The sequence below is a fragment of the Patescibacteria group bacterium genome (assembly GCA_041650895.1).
GTDB lineage: Bacteria > Patescibacteriota > Patescibacteriia > 2-01-FULL-39-33 > 2-01-FULL-39-33 > CAISTG01.
Map to the genome: position 1 here is coordinate 1 of JBAZKF010000008.1, position 7,700 is coordinate 7,700.

At 40.4% G+C, this 7,700-nt stretch carries 2 protein-coding genes; both read right to left on the bottom strand.

What is annotated here, in order from left to right:
* The coding region (locus tag WC473_06025) for a hypothetical protein (protein ID MFA5125343.1) at window positions 1-647 on the bottom strand (647 nt) is incomplete at its 3' end.
* Between the two features lie 255 nt (window positions 648-902).
* A complete protein-coding gene (locus tag WC473_06030) occupies window positions 903-7,535 on the bottom strand; it encodes a carboxypeptidase-like regulatory domain-containing protein (GenBank protein MFA5125344.1) in 6,633 nt (2,210 codons plus the stop codon).
* Window positions 7,536-7,700 lie beyond the last annotated feature (165 nt).

Consider the following 7,700-nt stretch of genomic DNA (forward strand, 5'->3'; position numbering starts at 1 on the left):
TTCAAAGCAGTGGTTAAAGTTTTAATCTGCTTTTTCATGTCTTTTATCTGTTTGGTTACTCCTTTAATTTCTTGAGGGTCTACAAAATCGTTTTGATCTTGTCCTTCTTCATTCTGATCCTGATTCACTTGAATAGGTTGTTTTTGATTATTCGCACTCTGTGAACCAACCTGGATTGTTCTTATTTCCGGAATTACTCCAGCTTCTTTATCTATTCTCTGATTAGGCAAAACTCCTCTTTGAATTTGCTGACCCTCACCTCCTGATGTTGTCTGTCCCGGCTGGTTGATAATCATCTTCTGATCCTGATTCATTGGCTGATTGTTGGGCTGATTTCCATTTTGATTAAAATTCATTCCCGGCTGTTGAGTGCCATTCATTGGTTGACTTTGTATTGGTTGTCCAGGCTGAAAATTTTGCTGATTGTTTGGCATTTGTTGACCTTCATTTCCTTGTAAAATTTGTCCTGGTTGATTTTGCATCGGCTGATTGATAATTGTTTTCTGTTCTTGATTTATCGGGGGTAGGGGTGATAAAATCTCGGCATTTTGAGCAATAGTCCGACTAATTAAAACCGCGCCCGCGGCTATAGAAGCCAAACCGATCGCTAAAGGAATTTGAATAAAAGCTTTTTTGTTGATTTGCATAAATTTATTATTATTTAATATATTTAGAAACCTTTCTACCTTTAATAGTAAACCAAAATAAAACATTTGACAAGTGGATAAGGGTGGGCTAATTTTTAAGCGAAAATCTCCATTTTTCGTTTGTCATATTTATAATTTATTCCTACCTCATTTATTAAAATTTCTAACGGGGCGAATTATATAAATTAACAATAAGCTAAAGCCCCAGCTTTTTTATTAAGCTAGGGCTTTAAAATCAATATCCTATTTTAACAATTATTTTGCGGCTAAGAATTTCGGTGTGACCAAATTTTCGGCAAAATCAGAGATTGTTCCGCCGTCAGAATAAATTTCAGCCTTGGAAATAGTCATTACCGGCGCTTTACTATAACCATTATTGGTTAAAGCTTTGGCGGATAATTTATATTTCTTGCCATTCTGAATCAGATAAATCTGAGAAGTTCCGGTATATTTGACCAGTGTTCCATTAGGATGTTTAGTCGTGGAATCAATCGTATCGCCTAAAGGATAATTAAATTTGGATAATAAATCATCGGGCACCCAAGTTACCAATTTCCATTTCGGATCATTGAAAAGTTTCTGATAAATCGCTGAAGATTTTACCGGTCTTAATTTACCGTCAGAAACCATGAATACTGCCGAAGCGCTCAGACCATGAAGTGATGTGGTCTTGCCTCGGAATAATGAACCGTCACGGAATGTCATTGCTATGCCCGTAGAATATTTTGATAATTCTTCCGGAGTAACTTTCTTGACTGTAGAAAAATTGGACGGATAACCCCAAGAGAGATAAACATTAAGATGCGGAAAAACATGTGTTTCATTATTTAAAATCATATAAACTGCGCCTGATTGAGTAGTACAGGTCGGACAAATAACCAAATCTCTATTCTTGAGATTATAAGTTATAACCTCTGCTGTTTCTTCTGATTCAGAAATAATTATTGCGGAAATTATTGAAGAGAGATTAAAACTCTTGTCTCTGAAACGGATATAAACTACTTTTTCTCCTTTACCGACTGGCAATAACCAAGAACGAGTAGCTTGATACGGTTCCCAATTAATACCGGCAAAATCAACCGTATTGCTAATCATCATTTCCGCGGCATCAGTAGCAGTAATATTTAAAGAAACACTTCTTATGGTAGTTTTCGCGGCACCACTATTTATCTTTAAGGATAAATCTTTCGGTCCAGAAGAACCAGCATTGCCGCCGCCACCTGAACTGCCACTCATTGGCGTAGAATCATTTCCACCGGCAGTGACGAATTTTCCTCCGGTAATACCGCCCGGCGTAAAGTGATTTGTGGTAACAATTATTACATTATTAGTCGCATCGCGAACCACTGATTTATAATTCTCCCAAGTGTTTGTGGTGTCATCAAAATATTTTGGCGTAATATCAGCTTCAGTATATCCATAATCTGTAATTAAATCAGGATCATAAGGGAATGTAATCTTTACGTCATTATCAAATTGAGTAATTTCTTGACCATTAGAGTCCTTGGCCGTGAAATCATAGTTAACGCCAAGCGGTTTATCTTTAGCATCCGGTTTCACTGATACTGTAGTTTGATTTTCATCACCAACAGTCGGCGTAATAGTTACGGTAACCGTACCGCTGCTGGCTAAAGCTCCGGCTGGAATTTCAAGCGTCAGACCATTTGTGAGTTCAATCGTTTTACTATCTGAAGCGCTGAAAGTCGTAGTTTTAGCTTCCGGGACGGAAAGACCAGTAGTAATAAGAGTTAAATTCTTAGTTTGAGCGCCAGCTACAGTTATAACTTCAGTCGCAGCGCTTTCATAAAGAACTCCATCAATTTTGGCCGTGGCCTTAACATACCATGTTTCACCGGATTTAACTTTTAAAGTATAAGTTCCGTCAGAAGCCATTGTACCGGTTCCCTTATCCTCGGACCAAGCTTGTATCATGGCTTGTTTTTTAACGCTGTCTAAAGTAACCTCACCGGTAATAGTGGCATCTGATAAACTGAATTGAAGGTCTTTGCCTGTTACATTAGTATCACCAACGGTTACACTGAGTAGTGGCGGGTTAATTAAATCTCTCGCATCCCAAGGAGGAATACCAGCACCGATTTTAAAAGTACCACTGGTAACATTTAAAGTATAAGTGCCATCATTGCCAGTAAAAGTACCAACACCTAAACCGCCCGGACCCTTAAAATCATTTTTAGTTGTTTCATCACCAAAGTCAGCATAAACCCAAACTCCACTTATACCAACATCATCCGGATCAGTAATTGTACCACTGATTGTTTTATCAAGTTTTTTAAGTTGGAAATTACGAGTAGTTGTGCTGTCGGCAATAACAGTTGATTTTACATCCTCGGATACTATTTTGTATTTATCATTATCATCTCCAAAGTTCATCATCGGATCAATAAAAGCATCAACATACCAACTGCCTGCTGAAACTTTTAATGAATATTTATCATTAACGCTGCTCGGAGCAAATTCTGTTTGCGACCAGCCGCCATTTTCTTTATCACCATTGATAAAAGCGCGAACACCGGTCACTACCGTATCTGTTCCAGCAGTATAAGAACCATCGCTGTTGGTATCAAGATAAAACTTACCTTCAATCGTGGCATTATTCGGCGCCACCACTAAAGTAGTTTCTTTACATCCGGTTGTTTCATCTGTGCAAGTATCGCTTTCGCCAACAGTAACAGTTTTGGTTACAGTTAAAGTATATTTGGAACCCGGAGGCGTATTTAAACCCAACTCATAACTTCCAAGCGGAACTTTAATTTCAGTGTAACCATTGGCTAATCCTCCGCCGGCAAAACCGCCTTTATCCATACCAGCTCCCATTGCTCCGCCGCCGCCGCTGCCGCCACCTACCGCTGAACCCCCACCTCCTGCATCGCCGCTTCCGCCTTCCATCATTTTTGGATCGCCGAAATCAATAAAATCATTAACTGTCGGATCAGTATCTTTAACCCAAACACCGCCCCAAATGTCAGAAATACGATTACCGTCAGCGTCTACTATTTTTACTTTAAGTAAGCCATCAGCTACTTTTAATAAAAAGTCATTATTATCAGAAGTTTGATTGGCGGTTATTGTTACTTGTTGCGGACCGCCTTGATAAATATATTGAGTTGACATCGGCATTATCATTACGCCCCAATTTCCTTCACTGACTGTTAAATCAAATCTGCCCGTATTAGTAGCAGTCATTGTATTGGCCCAACCCGGTCCATTCATTTGCCAAGCATTAACCATTACACTACCAATCGCATTACCTGCTGAATCAGTAACAGTTCCTTTGATATGTGAATTTTTTGCTGTCAAAATAAGCGTGCCTGCATCAGTAGTTTGAGTAGAAATAGCCTTAATTTTAACCGGAGTGGAACCGCCATAGCTCTGACCTTGCTCTCCCCAATTTGGATTTGCCACTAAATCATAAGTACCGGCCGGAACTTTGAAAGTAAAGCGTCCGTCAGAATCAGTATTAGTACCATTGCCTCCGCCCATCATACCGCCGCTATTAGCCATTACCCAAGAATTGGCAATTGCTGTAGCACCGGTTGGATCTTTAACCAAACCGGTAATAATAGCATCGGCCACTTGAACTTCAAAATCCAAACCAACATCAAGTATAGTGGCGCCTCCCGGACAAGTTCCTACTGTACCGCGGCATTCCGTGCTGCCATCTTCGGTAAAAGTAGTTCTCTTTTGCGCTTCATTATAAACCCAATCCGGTTGACCCATACTCCAATCAGGATTTACTCCCAACCACCAGCCGCCGCCGGCGAGTTTTAAAGTATATTCACCATTTGCATCAGTTAATGTTTCAAAATGTCCACCTCCCATATCGCGGTTAGCTTGAACACGGGCATTGGCTACTACTAAACCGCTGCCCTTTTTAGTGACCGTGCCGGTTAAAGTTTTTGTTGGAACAGTTAAAGTAATTAAATTATTTGCCTGAGCCACATTGGCCACTTTGACTGTGCCTACGTCATTAGTAACATCAACGGTTAATCCGCTCGGCTGAATATAAGCTTTTCCACCGCCCCAAGGCAAATTGATTTCCATGGATAATCCGGTGGCATTGGTTAAACCGCCAATTCTGAAATAACCCTGATCATCAGTTGAAGCGCCACCCTGATTTTGCCACATTTGATCATGAATCATAATCCAAGACCATTGTAATGGCTGGTCATCCGCAGTCCCGGCAATATCGTCCGGACCCGGATTCATTACTCTTCCGGTAACCTGCGGTGTGCCAAGAATAAGTTTGCCGTCAGTTCCATAAGTCGTGCCTAAATCTAAATTCGCAGTCCCGGCAGCCACAGCAGAAGAAATCGTAATATTAGAATATTTTTTTGTTGAATAATTGCGATAAACAGCTTGTTCTTCGGCAGTACCCCAACGCGGAGCTTCAATTTCCAAAGCATAGGTTCCGGCCGATACACCACCAAAAGAGAATTGACCATTTTGATCAGTGTTAGTGCCATACCAACCACCCGCACCTTGCATTGGTCCTTCAACATGGAAATTAATCCAAGCATTGGCCACTGTCGTAGTGGTGTTTGGAATAACAACCGTACCGGTAATATTCGGAGTACTTAAAATTATATTTTTAGTTCTGCTTGATTGACTGCTGGTAACTGCAACATTTTGAACAAGTTTTCTCCCGCAAGTAATACTTCCGCAACCATTCCAAGGATTTGCCTCTATTTCATAAGTTCCGACTGCCACGCCGCCAATGGCATAATTGCCGTTAGCATCTGTTTGTGACCATTGAGAACCAGACATTGAACCTTGTAATCGCATATTAATACCAACATTAATTGCACCAATATCAGGGTAACCAGCTGGATCATCGCATTCAGTTTGAGTCACGGCTGAATTATCATCATGTTTTGGTTTGCAAACACGACCGGTCAAACCATTAACTGTCGGGTCGCTTAATAAAACAAGCAAGCTATTATTAGCAATTGTTAAAGCAGTACCCGGGTCTGAAACCTCGGTAATAGTAGTCCCGGCAACATTTACCACCATGCCTTGCGGCGCGGCATAAAGACTGCCATATTGAGTGTTAACATTAAAATTCCAATTGCCCGTAGGAACACTTAAACTAAATGTACCATTACTTTGAGCGCTGGTACCATAACAACCACCAGCTGATTGGTAAGGACAAAAATCAATCCAAATTCCGCTTTGTCCTGTTGTACCGGTTGGATCTTTGACTACACCGGTGACATTGGGCGCTGACAAAGTAAACGCATCATCATCAACACCATCAAGAGTGTCAGCTTGATCTTTTAAATCATTGGATGTATTTGAAGTAATGGAAACGGAAAAATTTCCGCTGGCGCAAGTACCACCGCTTGGCGGTTGAATTTGAATATTATAAGTGCCGATTAATACACCTCCAAAAGAAAAGTTACCATTGGCATCAGTATTTACGCCATACCAAGAACCGTCTTTATTCATATTTACCCAAGCATTCTCTACTGCTATGCCACCGCATTTTACTTTTCCAAAAACATTTGGCAAAGTAAAGGTTTTATTTCCCAAATCAGTAATTTGCCCATCTGTAACATCAATGGCAAATTCCGCAGTTCTTGTTCTCGAATAACCTCTAAAGTCGCCACTGAATGGCGGCTCAAGTTCTAAAATATAATGAGTACTATCTGTTACTCCACCAAAATAAACTACGCCATCAGAATCAGCTTGAGCCCATTGATTATAAGACCAATCCATGGTATGAAGACCAACATTAGCATAAGGCACTGGCAAACCCGGCTGAGGATTACTTGCCGTAGCAGTATCACCTAATGTACCAGGGGCTTTAATCGTTACTTTAACATTTTGACTGGTCAGATTAATATTAATGCCGGCTGCAGTTTGATCTAAAGTTAAACATTGAGAAGTTTTAACACTTTTGTATTGTAAAACTCTGTCTTGATAATCTTTAGGTCTGGCTTCAATTTCATAACATTGGCTGCTGGTATCATTCGGTACATAAAGTTTCCATGTTCCACCTGGACCGGTTGTTGTTCTTTGTTCATAATCCCAAGTATAAGGACGAGCCACCACTTCTACGCCTTCCAATAATGTTGTGCCGCTTGGATTTTTAACCGTACCTGAAAGAGTGGCTGTTCTGAAAGCTTGAGTGGCTAATGTTGCCACCGAACCCACAGTAGCTGTTTGACTGCTTAACTTGGATGGCGCTACGTAAGTCGCGCCGGCCGGTGTACCAAATTGTACATTATAACTTCCGGTTGAACTTAATAATAAAGCATACTTACCATTAGAATGAGTTTCTCCCGGTATAACATTACCCATTTGTCCTGGCGTAAAAGCTTCAACTTGAACCCTATCTATATCACCGGCTGTGTTAGAGGTAAGACTTCCAATAAATATAGCTTGCGTACTATTCCAAATTATGAATGGTCGTGAATCTGAAACACGACGCGTATTTAAATCACTAACTATTATATCTACGCGGCCGTTTAATCCGGTTGGAATCGTAGCCGTAAGTGCAGTGGCTGAGGCGGTTGCAACCGTAGATGTTACGCTTCCTCCATTAAAATTCCAATATATTTCTGTCGCGTCAGTTGAAGTGGCGTAATTAGAACCGGTAATTGTTATCGTATCACCGACATTGCCGCACGGATAATTATAACAAGAATCGGATTCGGTAGTATTTGTTATATAATTGACAATCGGATCAACAGAAGCGCTAACAGTATTGTTGGCAGTAAAATCCTCTATAGTTTGAGTTCCTGCTAAATTTTTAATATCTCCGGCAGTCATCTGCCAAGTTTGACCTTCAGTTAATTTTAAATTTTTTAAACCGTAAATTCTTAAACGATAATCATTTTCGCCCGCCTGAATACTTTGAGTTGACATATCATAAGGACTGAATCGACTTAATGTTCTGTCTGTTAGTCCCGCTCCTGTTTCAAAAATAAAATTACGCAAATCTGTCGCGTAATTGGTTGCACTTCCTGCTTCGGTTGTTGAAGATGGGGTTGTTTCTGCGGAAAATTGTCCGTTGAATGTAATTTCCGCTGA